Annotated in this window: 13 protein-coding genes and 1 pseudogene; 11 read left to right on the forward strand and 3 right to left on the reverse strand. The window is 38.2% G+C overall.

The annotated features are described in order from the left end of the window. The first annotated feature begins 24 nt into the window (after positions 1–24). From prmA to DQN23_RS00990, 6 genes and pseudogenes are all read left to right on the forward strand, one after another. Complete coding sequence (prmA, locus tag DQN23_RS00965; RefSeq protein ID WP_058813588.1) at positions 25–978, forward strand: 50S ribosomal protein L11 methyltransferase; 954 nt, start codon at positions 25–27, stop codon at positions 976–978. Beyond that, positions 979–1,722 (forward strand): 16S rRNA (uracil(1498)-N(3))-methyltransferase, encoded by a 744-nt coding sequence (locus tag DQN23_RS00970; protein WP_058833282.1) that lies wholly within the window; start codon positions 979–981, stop codon positions 1,720–1,722. A gap of 96 nt (positions 1,723–1,818) precedes the next feature. Then, a pseudogene (locus DQN23_RS00975) lies at positions 1,819–2,836 on the forward strand (LacI family DNA-binding transcriptional regulator). 264 nt (positions 2,837–3,100) lie between these two features. Continuing rightward, on the forward strand, positions 3,101–5,281 hold the full coding sequence (locus DQN23_RS00980; RefSeq protein ID WP_020916032.1) for a PTS transporter subunit IIBC: 2,181 nt from the start codon (positions 3,101–3,103) through the stop codon (positions 5,279–5,281). A 102-nt stretch (positions 5,282–5,383) separates the two neighbouring features. After that, positions 5,384–6,199 (forward strand): endonuclease/exonuclease/phosphatase family protein, encoded by an 816-nt coding sequence (locus DQN23_RS00985; RefSeq protein WP_233422885.1) that lies wholly within the window; start codon positions 5,384–5,386, stop codon positions 6,197–6,199. Between the two features lie 205 nt (positions 6,200–6,404). After that, the gene (locus DQN23_RS00990) at positions 6,405–6,575 is read left to right on the forward strand and encodes a DpnD/PcfM family protein (protein ID WP_020916034.1); all 171 of its coding nucleotides are present in this window, start codon (positions 6,405–6,407) and stop codon (positions 6,573–6,575) included. 52 nt (positions 6,576–6,627) lie between these two features. On the opposite strand, the gene DQN23_RS00995 is transcribed toward DQN23_RS00990, so the two are convergent. Both DQN23_RS00995 and DQN23_RS01000 read right to left on the reverse strand, forming a co-directional pair. Further along, on the reverse strand, positions 6,628–7,665 hold the full coding sequence (locus DQN23_RS00995) for a M42 family metallopeptidase (protein WP_020916035.1): 1,038 nt from the start codon (positions 7,663–7,665) through the stop codon (positions 6,628–6,630). Positions 7,666–7,732: 67 nt separating this feature from the next. Then, entirely contained in the window at positions 7,733–8,755 is a 1,023-nt protein-coding gene (locus tag DQN23_RS01000) for a LacI family DNA-binding transcriptional regulator (protein ID WP_111698176.1), read from the reverse strand. Positions 8,756–8,936: 181 nt separating this feature from the next. On the opposite strand from DQN23_RS01000, the gene DQN23_RS01005 reads away from it, so the two are divergent. Genes DQN23_RS01005 through DQN23_RS01025 form a run of 5 tightly spaced genes read left to right on the forward strand, consistent with a single transcriptional unit; the run spans position 8,937 to position 14,579 of the window. Beyond that, positions 8,937–10,283, forward strand: a complete 1,347-nt coding sequence (locus tag DQN23_RS01005) for an ABC transporter substrate-binding protein (RefSeq protein ID WP_111712575.1) — start codon at positions 8,937–8,939, stop codon at positions 10,281–10,283. Beyond that, entirely contained in the window at positions 10,270–11,145 is an 876-nt protein-coding gene (locus DQN23_RS01010; RefSeq protein WP_043894894.1) for a carbohydrate ABC transporter permease, read from the forward strand. The genes DQN23_RS01005 and DQN23_RS01010 overlap by 14 nt, the downstream gene beginning before the upstream one ends. Before the next feature lies 1 nt (position 11,146). Beyond that, complete coding sequence (locus DQN23_RS01015) at positions 11,147–11,998, forward strand: carbohydrate ABC transporter permease (RefSeq protein WP_020916039.1); 852 nt, start codon at positions 11,147–11,149, stop codon at positions 11,996–11,998. Positions 11,999–12,003: 5 nt separating this feature from the next. Then, positions 12,004–13,092 (forward strand): ABC transporter ATP-binding protein, encoded by a 1,089-nt coding sequence (locus DQN23_RS01020; protein WP_111712576.1) that lies wholly within the window; start codon positions 12,004–12,006, stop codon positions 13,090–13,092. Between the two features lie 17 nt (positions 13,093–13,109). Further along, the gene (locus tag DQN23_RS01025; RefSeq protein ID WP_197712754.1) at positions 13,110–14,579 is read left to right on the forward strand and encodes a glycoside hydrolase family 32 protein; all 1,470 of its coding nucleotides are present in this window, start codon (positions 13,110–13,112) and stop codon (positions 14,577–14,579) included. A gap of 84 nt (positions 14,580–14,663) precedes the next feature. Here the strand turns inward: DQN23_RS01025 and nrdI are convergent, their stop codons facing one another. Continuing rightward, entirely contained in the window at positions 14,664–15,140 is a 477-nt protein-coding gene (gene nrdI, locus DQN23_RS01030) for a class Ib ribonucleoside-diphosphate reductase assembly flavoprotein NrdI (RefSeq protein WP_043894895.1), read from the reverse strand. Between the last annotated feature and the right edge of the window lie 46 nt (positions 15,141–15,186).

The following is a 15,186-nucleotide window of genomic DNA, read 5'->3' on the forward strand; positions in this document are numbered from 1 at the left end:
CTAGTCGTCCTTTGTATCAGAAATATGGACAAGTGGCAAGAGTTGACTGTTGAGGTCTTGCGTAATGCAGAAGAGGCTGCGTCAAATATTTTGATTGAATTGGGTAGTCAAGGGGTTGCTATCGATGATAGTGCTGATTATCTTGGATATGTTGGGAAATACGGTGAAGTTTTCCCAGAAATCAAACAAGTAGAAACTGTTAAAATTACAGCTTATTACCCAGAAAATATCGATATTGAAGCTGTTGAAAGGGAGGCAGCTAAGCGTTTGGCTGAATTAAGTGATTTTGGTGTTGATACTGGTGAGGTTCACTATGAGACACAAGAATTGGCTGAGCAAGATTGGGCTGAAAATTGGAAGAAATATTATGAACCAACACGCATTAGCCATGATTTGACAATTGTTCCAAGTTGGACAGATTATGAAGCTGGTGAAGGTGAAAAGACTATTCGTCTAGACCCAGGTATGGCTTTTGGTACAGGAACTCACCCAACGACAAAAATGAGTCTTTTTGCGCTTGAACAAGTACTTCGTGGTGGTGAAACTGTAATTGATGTGGGTACTGGTTCAGGTGTGCTTTCGATTGCAAGTTCACTTCTTGGGGCAAAAGATATCTATGCTTATGACCTTGATGAAGTAGCCGTGCGTGTGGCACAAGAAAATATTGACCTTAACGCCAATACTGAAAACATCCATGTGGCTACAGGTAATCTTTTGCAAGGTGTGGATATCAAAGCTGATGTTATCGTGGCAAATATTCTCGCTGATATTTTGGTCAATATGACAGAAGATGCTTATCGTCTTGTGAAAGACGAAGGTTACCTTATCATGTCAGGTATCATTTCTGACAAATGGGAAATGGTTCGTAAATCAGCTGAAGATGCAGGGTTCTTCCTTGAAACGCATATGGTTCAAGGCGAATGGAATACTTGTGTTTTCAAAAAGACTGATGATATTTCAGGTGTAATTGGAGGATAAATGCAACAATATTTTGTAGCAGGACAAGCTCAAGACGTCGTTACAATCACAGATAAAGACACGGTAAAACATATGTTTAACGTTATGCGTCTGATAGAAGATGAGGAAGTTGTCCTTGTTTTTGATGACCACATCAAACGCTTGGCAAAGGTTGTCGATAGTGCTGAGCACCGTTTTGAAATTATCAAAGAGCTTGATAGCAATGTTGAGATGCCAGTTGAAGTGACGATTGCTGCGGGATTTCCTAAAGGTGATAAACTAGAATTTCTTGCGCAAAAAGGAACAGAACTTGGTATGGCAAATCTCTGGGCATTTCCATCTGATTGGTCTGTGGTCAAATGGGATGGTAAAAAACTAGCCAAAAAAGCAGATAAATTGGCAAAAATTGCTCTTGGTGCTGCTGAGCAAAGCAAACGTAATGTCATTCCAGGTGTGACTCTTTTTGATAAAAAAGCAGCTTTTCTTGCTGAACTTGACCAGTTTGATAAGATTTTCATTGCTTATGAAGAGTCAGCAAAAGAAGGTGAAACGGCTATTTTAGCGCGTGAATTGAGCCAAGTCAAAGCAGGAGAGAAAATTCTCTTTATCTTTGGCCCAGAAGGCGGAATTTCACCAGATGAAATTGTGGCATTTGAGGAAAAAGGTGGCTTAAAAATCGGTTTAGGGCCACGTATCATGCGTGCCGAAACGGCACCACTTTATGCTTTATCAAGCGTCAGCTATGCTTTGGAATTATTAAAATAAGAGTGAGATTTTTCTCGCTCTTATTTTATTTTTTGATTGACAGTGCTTTAAAAAATTCTTATCCTATAGATAACGATTTTAAGATTAGGATACAAAATGACAACGATAAAGGATGTAGTAAAACTTGTTGGTGTCTCTACCGCAACAGCCTCAAGGGCTTTGCATGACAGTGACATGATTAGCAAAGCAACTAAGGAACGCGTTTGACGTGCCATGGAAAAATTAGATTATTCACCAAATTATTCTGCGCAAAATTTGGTGAACCGTACGACTAACACCATTGGGATTGTGCTGCCAGTTCGTGAGGGTCAAGATTCTCTTGGCAATAACCCCTTTTTCATGCAAATTATTCAAGATATTTCAAGTGTTTGTAGTGAGCATGATTATATGGTTAGCTTGGCAAGTGGGCGTACGGTAGGTAGATGAGCTACGCAAAAATTGTCAGGCACTGATTCGCAGCGGAAATATTAGCAAATTTATCTTTTTGTATTCGCACAAAGATGACCCTGTTTTTGATTTTGTCAAAAAGCAGAAAAAAGTTTCTTGTGTAGTTGTCGGAAGTTCTTATGAAAAGCTTGCTACCAAATCTGTCCAATTTGTAGATAATGATAACTACCAAGCAGGACGAGATGTTACTCAATTTATGGTGAGTAAAGGTTTTGAACACCTTGTCTTTGCCTACACTGACATGAATAAATTGGTGCAGACTGAGCGTTATCGAGGTTGTTGTGAGTATCTGCAAGAGCATCAAAAAGACAGTTTGTCTCTTCATTTTTCAAGGGTCAAAGAAGATGAGAACATTCTTAAGTTTCAGCAATTCTTAGCTGAGCACCCAAAAACGCAAGTCTTTATTGCTTGTGATGATATCATGGCTATCCGTTTGCAACGCTTATTTAAAAATAGCAAACAAGAAAAGTCTTATGCTGTGATTAGCTTTAATAATTCTTTGATTACAGAAATTGCTAATCCTGCTTTAACATCGGTTAATATTTTTCCTTATCAGTTTGGTGAAAAAGCAGCGCAATTACTTTTGGAAAAATTAAGAAAAAGCGCAAGCCAGAAAGTCATCATTCCTCATCAAATCATTGAAAGAGAATTAACGATTGTATTTTAATTAAAAAAATAAAAGTGTAAAGAAAGCTTTGTTTCATTGGTAAAGCATCTCTTTGCTCTTTTTTTGTTTTAAAATTTTTATCGAAAACGCTTTACAAAATAAAAATACGTGCTATAATAAAATCATCAAAAGTAGCGCAAACGTTTGCGTAAATTATTCAACTAAAAAATCGTTTGTTTTATACAAATCAATTAATATTAGTGACGTTATTGCTTGATTTGTAGAGCAAATGGTTTCCGAGAAAAAGTTTTAAGGAGTTGTTTCATGAAGAAGGCATTTAAAAAATTGACCAGTTTCGAATTTTGGCAAAAATTCGGTAAATGCTTGATGGTTGTTATTGCCGTTATGCCGGCAGCCGGTTTGATGGTTAGTATTGGTAACTCGCTCCTGCTAATCAATGCTAACTCAGCTATACTTGCTACTGTTGGTAATGTTATCGCACAAATTGGTTGGGGGATTATCAATAACCTTCACATTTTGTTTGCTCTAGCTATTGGTGGTAGCTGGGCAAAAGAGCGTGCTGGTGGTGCATTTGCTGCTGGTATCGCATTTATTCTCATCAACTTGATCACTGGTCACGTTTACGGTGTATCACTTGATATGATTGCTGATAGTAAAAGTGTTGTTCACAATGTTCTCGGTGGCAAGATGCTTGTCTCTGACTACTTTGTCAATGTGCTTGGTCAACCAGCGCTTAACATGGGTGTCTTTGTAGGTATTATCTCAGGTTTTGTTGGGGCAACAGCTTACAATAAATACTATAACTACCGCAAATTGCCTGATGTTCTTTCATTCTTCAATGGTAAACGTTTCGTACCATTCGTTGTTATCTATCGTTCAGTTCTTGTTGGTTTGTTTATGGCACTTGTTTGGCCAATCATCCAATCAGGAATTAATGGATTTGGTATGTGGATTGCGTCATCACAAAACTCAGCTCCATTCTTAGCTCCATTCTTGTATGGTACTTTGGAACGTTTGCTTCTTCCATTTGGTCTTCACCACATGATTACTATCCCTATGAACTATACTTCACTTGGTGGTACTTATGAAATCTTGACTGGTGCTCAAAAAGGTACTGAAGTCTTTGGTCAAGATCCACTTTGGTTAGCATGGGTAACAGACCTTATCAATCTTAAAGGTTCAAATCCTTCAGATTACCATCACCTTATGGCAACTGTAACACCTGCCCGCTTCAAAGTCGGACAAATGATTGGCGCAACTGGTACACTTATGGGGATTAGCCTTGCCATGTACCGTAACGTTGACCCAGACAAGAAGAAAAAATACACTGCAATGTTTATCTCAACAGCAGCTGCTACATTCTTGACAGGTGTTACTGAACCAATCGAATACATGTTTATGTTTGTCGCAATGCCACTTTATGTTGTATACGCACTTGTACAAGGGGTGACATTTGCTCTTGCTGATTTAGTTAACCTTCGTCTCCATTCATTTGGTAATATCGAACTTTTGACACGTACACCAATGGCTCTTAAAGCAGGTCTTGGTGGAGATTTAATTAACTTTGTTATTTGTTGTATCTTATCAGGTGTTGTGATGTACTTCATCGCAGACTTTATGATTAAGAAATTTAACTTTGCCACTCCAGGTCGTAACGGTAATTACGATGACATGGATGATGACGCTGCTGCATCAACAACTGGTGCGACAGTATCTGCAAACTCTCAAATCGTTCAAATCATTAATCTCCTTGGTGGCCGCGATAACATTGAAGATGTTGATGCTTGTATGACACGACTTCGTGTAACTGTCAAAGATGTCGCACGAGTTGGTGATGAAGAAACTTGGAAAAAAGCTGGTGCTATGGGTCTCATTATCAAAGGCTCTGGTGTTCAAGCTGTTTACGGACCAAAAGCAGATATCTTGAAATCTGATATTCAAGACCTTCTTGATTCTGGTGCTGAAATTCCAACAATCGACTTAGCAGAAGTTAGAGGTAACAATGTTACAAAAGTCTCATATAAAGGTGTCACAGAAGATGTTCTATCAATCGCAGATGGTGAAGTAAAACCAATCACAGCTGTTAAAGATCCCGTATTTTCAGCTAAAATGATGGGTGATGGCTTCGCTGTCGAACCAGAAAATGGTAATGTTTATGCGCCTGTGTCAGGTATTGTCACAAGTGTCTTCCCGACTAAACATGCCTTTGGATTATTGACTGATAGTGGTCTTGAAGTTCTTGTTCACATCGGACTCGATACTGTTGCTCTTAACGGTGTGCCATTCTCTGTTAAAGTAGCAGAAGGTCAACGTGTTCAAGCAGGTGATCTTTTGGTGGTGGCTGACTTGGCAGCTATCAGTTCAGCAGGACGTGAAACAACAATTATTGTTGCCTTCACAAATACAGCAGAAATTAAAGCAGTCAATTTAACACAAACAGGAAAAGTTTCTGCTAAAACACCTGTTGCAAAAGTAGAACTTTAAGCTTATATTACTAATAGTGATAAAGAGATTTGGGTTAAAACTAAATAGAAGGGAGTCCGGGGTAAACATCTCGGACTCTCCTTTAACTTGAGGGGAAAAGACATGGCAAAATTTTTAACACTTAATACGCATTCTTGGTTAGAGGCAAATTCGTTAAAAAAATTATTCGATTTGGCAGAAAATATTTACATTGAGAATTATGATGTCATTTGTCTTCAAGAAATTAACCAAGACATTCGAGGCTTGGCTGCAAACGATGTAGAAGGGTATGAAAAATTACCGAGTAGCCCCGAATTACACCGTGATAATTATGCTCTTCAATTGGTCAATTACCTCAGAAGCCAAGGAAGACATTATTATTGGTCTTGGGCTTATAACCATATTGGATATGATAAGTATAATGAAGGCGTTGTGATTTTATCGAAAAATCCAATTAAGGTAAAAGATATTCTTGTCTCTGCGGTTGATGATGAACATGATTATCATACTAGACGTGTCCTAGCAGCTGAGACTGAAGTTGATGGCAAACCAGTTACCGTGGTGAGCCTTCACATGTCTTGGTTCGGTAAAGGATTTGAAAGTGAATGGGCAAAACTGGAAGAAGCGCTCAGCGATTTTCCTAGCCCCCTTATCCTTATGGGAGATTTCAATAATCCTACCGATACGGCTGGCTATGACATGATTTTAAATAGTCCGCTTGATTTGCAAGATAGTCACAAAGTGGCTAAATCCATTCAAGGTGATCATACTATTATCGAAGATATTGATGGCTGGGAAGGCAATAAACAGTCACTCAAAGTTGATCATGTTTTTACAAGTAAAGATATTGAGATTCAATCCTCAATCGTTGTCTTTGATGGCGGTGAATCTCCAATCGTCAGTGACCATTTTGGTCTTGCTGTCGACCTTAACTACTAATTAATTCTACCTCCTAATTATTTGTTTGTTTTTTTAAAAAGCGCCCTTGTACCGGGGCGCTTTTGATGTGTAAAAGTATGGATTTTATTGATTAAAAAATTCTCTGATGAAGTAGTAAAATGTAGCATGCGATTTGGTTATTGTGTGATATGATGGATCCGCTGTGAGAGTATTAAAATAAAGAGATTAATTGTAGGGAGAAGATATGGTAGTATTTAATGTAGAAATCGAAGAAGTCCTTCAAAGGGTTGTAGAAGTTGAGGCAGAAGATAAAGCTCAAGCATTGAGATTGATAAGTGAACGCTACAGACAAGAAGAGATTGTTTTGAATGAAAATGATTATAAAGGTTATGAAATTAGGGTGATTTCAGATTAATAAAATAAGAGCGGACATTATGACCGCTCTTATTGTTATATAATTTTAGTCATTATTCCACAATTGGGCTTTTTAGGTAAGCATCAACGAGGTGTTCTGTTGCTTGGACAGAGTCGATGTGTGTGCGTTCGTATGAGTGGCTTGATTCGATACCTGCGCCAAAGAGGGCGTGTTTGACTTCGGCACCTGCACGAAGAGCAGCAGAGGCGTCACTACCATAGTATGGGTAGATGTCTAATTTATATGGAATTTTATTTTCTTCAGCTAGGGCAACAAGATGTTGGCGAAGTTCGAAGTTATAAGGCCCAGAACCGTCTTTGACGCAGATTGAAACGCTGTATTCATCTGTTTGTTGGTCATCACCCATTGCTCCCATATCAACTGAAAGGTATTCGACTGTTGCAGTTGGAATGCTTGAGTTAGCACCGTGACCGAGTTCTTCGAAAGCTGAGAAGTAGAAGTGAGTTGTGTATGGCAAAGTGATATTTTGAGCTTTGTATTCTTTGAGTAATTCAATGAGAATGGCTGCTGATACTTTGTCATCCAAGTGACGTGATTTGATGAAACCTGATTCGGTAACAACCACGCGTGGGTCAAATGAGATAAAGTCTCCAACTTCGATACCAAGGGCGCGTGTTTCTTTTTCGTTGGTTACTTTTTCGTCCAGACGAATTTCCATGTTAGCTTGATTGCGTTCAGCAGTTCCAGCATCTTTGTAGACATGAACAGAAGTTTGGTGCATAAGGATTGTACCACTAATTTTTTTACCATTTTTGGCAACATGGATAGTACAATTTTCACCTTCGATAGCGTTGTAGACAAAGCCACCGATAAGGTCCATTTTAAGGCGGCCATCTGGTTTGACAGCACGAACCATGGCACCAAGGGTATCAAGGTGAGCTGTGACCACGCGGTGTTTGCTGTCATCTTTACCAGTGACAGTGACCATAACGCCACCTTTATTTGTGCGGACAGGAGCGTAGCCGAAACTTTCAAGCTCAGCAATCACGTAATTCATAATGTGGCTTGTGTAGCCAGTAGGTGAAGGAATATTTGCAAGTTTTGTAATATAATCAACTGTTGTTTTCATGAATTCTCCAATACATTTCTTATAACTGACCTCATTATACCATTTTTATGTTAATTTTTAGGTATTCTTAATCAGTTGTATTTCGTTTGATTAGTTTTGGTGCGACTTCTCTATGTTGAATCGTCTGCTGTTTGCCTTTGGTTTTACGGTGTTCTTGGATTAAATCTTGTAAAATATCAAGGGCAGTTTCTGTGATTTTAGAGATGTCTTGCTTGATACTTGATAAAGGTAAAATAGCTTCGCTTGCAATTGGCGAATCGTCAAAACCGATGATTTTGTAATTATCTGGCAAGCAACCGTATTTTTGGAAAACAGCATTTAAGAAAATGTTGGCATAAGTATCATTGGCTAGGAAAATTCCTTTACGTTTGCCAGCGTAGTTTTTATCGATTTCTTTAAATAACTGGGTGATGCTTTGACTGATTTCGCTGTAGTTGCTACCAAGGTCTTTTTGATAGATTTGATAAGGAATATCGCTATCGCTAGAAATGGTTTTAAACCCAGCGATACGACCATAAGCAGGGATGTCCTCATTGACGAAGTTATTGATGTGAATGAGAATATCACAATTATTTTTTATCAAATGGCTGGTTGCTTGGACCCCACCAAGGTGGTTGTCGGTATTGACGCTACTGATAAATTGCGCTTCGCGCTCGATGCTAACGATAGGGATATTGTAAGATGCTAGTTCTTCTGATGGAATCGTATGACTAAGGGTAATCAAACCTTGAATGTTGTAGGCTTGGAGTTCTTGGATATACTGACGTTCTAACTCGATATCATCATCGCCAAGGAAGACCAGGAACTTATAATGATTATCTGAGTAGCTAGTCAAAATTTGATTTAAAATGGCTGAGTAATAGTGAAGGTAGAGGTTTGGAATGATGATTCCGATGAATTCAGTCTGTCCCTTAGCTAGAACTTGAGCGATTTTATTTTCTTGGTACCCCAAATCATCAAGCGCTTTTTTGATAATGCTACGGTTTTTTTCAGTCAGTGAGTCAGGGTTGTTAAAATAGCGCGAGATTGTTGTTTTTGAAAAATTGGTATATTTTGCAATATCGGAAAAAGTGATTTTTTGTTTACTCATACAGTGTTCCTTAAGTCTTCTTTACAATCTATAGTATATATCTAAAATCCTTTTAAGTCAAAGAAGTAACCGGTTATATTTTTGGAACTTTTTTTTAAAAATGCTATTGACAAGGCAAACATTAAGGTGTAAACTTTAGATAAAGTAACCGGTTACATTACAAATAACTTTGGAGGGTGTTATGCGTAGAAGGCTCTTAAAAACATTAATGGTATCACTTTCTGCAGGGCTTTTGTTAACAGGATGCGGCAACAGTAAACCTGAAGTTGGCAGTATAAAGGGGTATGACAAGGGAGAAGAGTATCTATCAATCTGGGTTCATTCAATTGAAGATACCGATGAAGGACAGGCTTATAAAGAATCGGTCAATACCTTCAATAAAAAATACAATGGTAAATATTTTGCGGACATTGAATTTATTCCTCGAAATGATAGCGGTGGTGGTTATTCTGATAAAATCAATGCCTCTGTTATGTCTGGAGGATTACCTGATGTGTTGACGGTAGATGGTCCCAATATCGCAGCTTATGCAGAAAATGGTATTATTCAACCTTTGGCAAAATTATCGAATAAGGAAAAGAGTGCTTATCTTGACTCGATCATTGCTCAAGGAACTTATGATAATAAACTCTACGCTCTGGGAGCTGTAGAGTCTAGCGTGGGGCTTTATTACAATAAAGATATTTTAGCTGAGGCTGGTGTTAGTGTACCTGACGCTAATCACCCGTGGACTTGGTCAGAGTTTTTAGAGGTCTTGAAGAAAGTTCAACCGATTTGTGAAGAAAAGGGGGGCTATCCTTTGGATATGACTTTCCCAACGGGTGAGACAACGATTTATTTTTATGCACCATTTTTCTGGTCAAATGGAGGTGACTTTGTTGACAAGAGTGGTTTGAAAGTTGATGGCATCTTTAATTCAAAAGAAAATCTAGAAACGGTTAACTATTTTAAACAAATTCTAGCAAATGGCTACATGTCGAAAGTTGCTATTAGTAATTTATTTGAAAGTGGACGTGCGGCTTTCAAAATCGATGGCGCGTGGGAAGTTAATTCGGTTTATACAAGTTATGAACAATTAAATCTTGGTGTTGCTCCATACGTTGTTTCAGATAACTGGGATGGTGGTCGTTACACTCCAACAGGATCTTGGGCATTTGCAGCTTCTAAAACGACAAAAAATATTAAAGGGGCAACAGAATTGGTTAAGTGGATGAGTGGCGCTGAAAGTGGCGAACGTCTTTGGGATAAAACCAAGAGTTTCCCTTCAACTTACGAAGCTTACAATCATATCAGTACATTCTCCGAAGATGCAAACTATGCCGCACTTTATAACCAATTGAAAGATTATGGACATCCTCGCTCAATCACACCAGTTTATCCGCAAGTTAGTGACCGTGTTCAGGCAGTTCTAGAAGATAGTGTTCTCTCTGGTGCAGATGCCAAGGAAGAACTTAATCACGCGGTTGATAAAATCAATGCGAAATTGAAACGTTATGTTCTTGAGGAGAAAGAAAATGAAAAAGAATAAAGCTGAATCTATTATGGGGATGGCCTTCTTTGGCCCAGCTCTGGTCTTGTTATCGGTCTTCCTATTTATTCCTTTGATTTTGACGTTTGTCTTTAGTTTTACGGATTTCTTTGCATTAAATCCTAGTATGACTCACTTTGTTGGTCTGGATAATTTTAAAGAAGTCTTTAAAGATGAGACTTTCCGAAAGGCTTTCTGGAACACAGTTAAATTTGTTTTAATCATTGTTCCACTACAGGGCGGTGGAGCTCTCTTGCTAGCTTTGATTATTAACAAAGTTACCCATTTCAAGAAATATTTCAAAGTGGCTTTCTTTGTTCCGGTTGTTATGTCTTTGACTGTTGTATCAACCTTGTGGATTCAAATTTATAGCCCAGAAGGAATTCTTAATGCTATTTTAGGATTCTTTGGTATTGATGCTCAGCCTTTTATCAATAGTGCTGACCAAGCGTTACCTTCTATTGCCATCATGAGTGCTTGGCAAGGTGTTGGTTATCAAATGATTATCTTCCTTGGTGGTCTTCAAGGAATCAGCCCATCACTTTATGAGGCAGCTGAAATGGACCATGCAACACCATGGCAAAAATTCAAGGATATTACTTTACCAGAATTAAAACCATTGCTTGTTTTCGTCTTAATCACAGTAACAATTGGTGCCTTTCGTATGTTGGTTCAACCAATGGTGATGACTGGTGGTGGCCCTTCTAATTCAACTTATACTGTTGTGTACGATATTTACGAAACGGGTACTGTTAACTGGGAAATGGGACTTGCTTCAACTATGGCAATTGTCTTTGCTGTCTTTGTTATCATTTTAACTGTTATCCAAAATATCTTGACCAAAGACAAGGAGGAAAAATAATATGTTAACACAAAAGCAAAAGAGATGGAGTTGGATATTTTCAATAATTTTGCTCATTTTGTCCTTGTTCTTCCTCTTTCCAGTTATTTGGATGTTGGCTAATTCCTTTAAAGGTGATGCGGCTATCACCACTGATATGAATACCCTTAGAGCTTTTGTACCACCAGCATTAACAGGTTCATTTTTTGATAATTATGTGACTATTCTCTTTGATACACAGTTTATTCGTTACATGGTGAATACATTATTTTATGCAGCGATTTTAATTGTGCTTAGTATCGTTGTTAACGGACTTGCCGGCTATGCGCTTGCTAAAATAAAATTTCCATTTAGAGATCAATGGTTATTAATTATTCTAGCTTTGATGATTGTTCCAATGGAAACAACAATCACTATTCATTTCTTGATTATTGCTAAAGCAGGGCTTTTGAACACCATGCTTGGTTATATTTTACCGATGATTGTGTCACCGTTTAATATTTTTCTTTTCCGCCAAGTCTTTGTTGGACTTCCTGATGATGTCTACGAAGCTGCTCAATTGGATCATTGTGGTCCGGTCAAATATTTCTTTACCATGGTTTTGCCAATGTCTAAATCAGTAGTTGCAACGGTCAGCGTCTTTACTTTCCTAGGTGTTTGGAATGATTATCTCTGGCCATCATTGGTATTTACATCAAGCGACTTATTAACAGCACAAATTGGTTTAAATGCGATTACGTCAAATGATGCAACAACTGTTGGTCAAACTCTTGCTGTGATTACACTTGTTACCATTCCTGTTATTATCATCTATTCATTCTTCTCTAAATATATTGTCGAAGGTGTGATTTCAACAGGATCTAAGGAAGGATAAATCTTATGAGTTTTATTGAATTTAAAAATATTACAAAAAAATATAAAGGTAATGATAAAAATTCAGTGACTGATTTTACACTGGATGTTGATAAAAAGGAATTTATTGCATTTGTTGGGCCTTCTGGTTGCGGAAAATCAACAACGCTTCGTATGATGGCTGGTTTTGAAGAAATTACTAGCGGTGATTTGTACATTGATGGCAAACGTATAAATGAAGTGGCACCAGCTGATCGTGGGATTTCAATGGTTTTCCAAAATTATGCTTTATATCCTCATATGACAGTTGAAAAAAATATCTCTTACGGTCTTAAAAATATGAAAGTACCTGCCGATGAAATCAAACAAAAAGTTGATTGGGCGATTGATATTTTGGGACTTGAAGAATATCGCAAACGCAAACCTAAAAATCTTTCTGGTGGTCAACGCCAACGTGTAGCACTTGGTCGTGCGATTGTCAAAGACCAAAAAGTTTTCTTGATGGACGAACCGTTGTCTAACTTGGATGCCAAATTGCGTATCAGCATGCGCAATGAAATCAGTAAACTTCATCGCAAATTGGGGTCAACAACCATTTATGTTACTCATGATCAAGTTGAAGCGATGACTATGGCAGACCGTATTGTTATTATGAAAGATGGAGTTGTTCAACAAGTTGGGACACCGATGGACCTTTACGAACATCCTGTTAATAAATTTGTTGCTGGCTTTATTGGCGCACCACAAATGAATTTTTACAATGTGTCTGTAAATGGTCAAACCATTGTATTTGAAGATGGCAATAGCATGGAAATCCCTAAGGTTATTGCTAAGAAATTGGCTGGTCGCAAGCGTGTGATTATGGGAATCCGCGGTGAAGATATCAAATTTGACCCAGCAAACCTTGAAGTTTATGCAGGAAATGAACAAAAAGCTGTTATCAACAACACTGAGATTATGGGAAATGAAAATAACCTTTATTTTGAATTTGGTGGTGAAACCACTGTTGCACGTGTGACAAAATACGACGTCAGTCAAATTGGTGATGACGTAACATTTGTCTTCATGCCACATAAATTGCATTTCTTTGACATTGAAACTGAAGAAGTGATTTAGAAAAGTAGTAGGAAGGATTGTTTAAACTTATGCACACGCTTGAAGAAGCACAAAATTATATTGAACAAAATCGTATTGATAAAAGAAAGCGCCCAGCATTTCATGTGACGGCACCGGTTGGCTGGATTAACGACCCAAATGGTTTTTCAACTTACCAAAATAAAGTACATTTGTTTTATCAATATCATCCCTATTCGACAAACTGGGGACCAATGCACTGGGGGCATGTTGTTAGCTCTGATATGATTAAATGGGAAGAGCGCCCTGTTGCTTTAGCGCCGGACCAAGCTTACGACCATGCTGGTGTTTTTTCAGGAAGTGCTCTGGAAACGCCAGAAGGACATGTTCTTATCTACACAAGTGTCGAAGAAAAAGAAGATGACACTGGCAATAAAACCGCTTATCAAACACAGTCTCTTGCAATCGGTGACGGTGAAAATTATCACAAAGTTCCCGAAAACCCTATTATCCTTGGCAACCAACTCCCAGAAGGCTTCAATCAATCAGATTTTAGAGACCCTAAAGTCTGGTTCGAAGATGGTAAATATTGGTTGGTTGCAGGTAATTTAAGCAAAGAAAAGCATGGACAGATTGTTCTCTTTTCGAGTGACGATTTACGCCACTGGCAGTATGAAAATGTTTTGGCAGGCGATGAAGATGGTGTTATCGGAAAAATGTGGGAATGTCCTGACTTTTTCAAATTAGATGGAAAACATGTCTTAATCACTTCGCCACAAAACATGTCAGCGACAGCGTATGAATTTCATAATGGACACAACGCGGTTTATTTTGTTGGTGATTATGATGAAGAAACACACACCTTTGACAAAGGTTGCCCACATGCGCTTGATTATGGTTTAGATTTTTATGCGCCTCAGACGACTCAATTGCCAGATGGTCGTCGCATCTTGGTGGCATGGATGAAGTCATGGGATTCGCTAGCTATTCCTGATGGGCAAGAATGGCAAGGCATGATGACTCTTCCACGTGAATTATCTCTTGAAAATGGCCAACTCGTCCAACGACCAATTCACGAATTATCTGATTACCATACCAATACACTTGAATTTTCAGGAGTTATTAGCAAGTCATTTGAAATGATTGAAGGGGTTTCTGGTCGTCAGATTGACATGACCTTGCGTTTATCTGGAACTGCTTATATATCATTTACCATTGATTTGGCAGTTGGTGTCAATCATTATACACGATTTACTTACAATCGCAGTCTTAATACGATTGAGGTGGACCGTACCTATTCCGGGTTGCAGGCTGATTTGAATTGTCAACGCAAAATGACGGTTTCATCTGCTGATAGCATTGAGCTACGTTTCATTTTGGATAGCTATTCGATTGAGTTATTTGTCAATGACGGTGAAAAAGTCATGTCGACAGAGATTCAAACACCACTTGATTCACAAAAAATTCGTTTCTTCAGTGATGGTGAAACCAAGCTATCTTTGGTGAAACACGATATTATTATTCCTTAACCTTGCGACTAAATTATCTATAATCCTAATCTCCTCAAAGTAGATAATGTAATCATAGAAAAAAGAAAGTGAGACATCCAAGACTCATAATCCCCTTGGATAAGTTTCACTTTCTTTTTGTGTATTCACAATAATCTCTGCCAAACGTTCAATATCAGCACTTGTGCCTCGAAGTTCAAAATCACCAAGCATTGGAAAACCAAAGCGCTTAGCGTATTGTTTAGCTGTCAAGCAATACTGCTCGTTGAAGTTGCGATTGCCAGAGCCAATGATTCCAAAGCAGTGTTTGTAGTTATCGTGTGCTGCGATAAAATCTCCCAAAGGATTTGTCAAAATCTCAACATCACCTGAGTCAACCCCGTTTCCACCTTCGAGATAAGTCGGTAAAACTGCGATAAAAGGTGATGTGACTGGAAAAGTTTCATGCTTAAGTTCTTTGATATTGATAGTTTTGCTTTCAAGTTGGTAATGTTCTTTTAAGTATTCTCCTAAACGTTTAACAAAACTTTGAGTGTTGCCACTTAGGCTGATATAAGCAATGGTTAATGTATTTTCTGTCATAAAATTCCTCATGATTGTTTTACTTTTAGCCAATTTATCATATTAG

The organism is Streptococcus lutetiensis (assembly GCF_900475675.1).
Taxonomy (GTDB): domain Bacteria; phylum Bacillota; class Bacilli; order Lactobacillales; family Streptococcaceae; genus Streptococcus; species Streptococcus lutetiensis.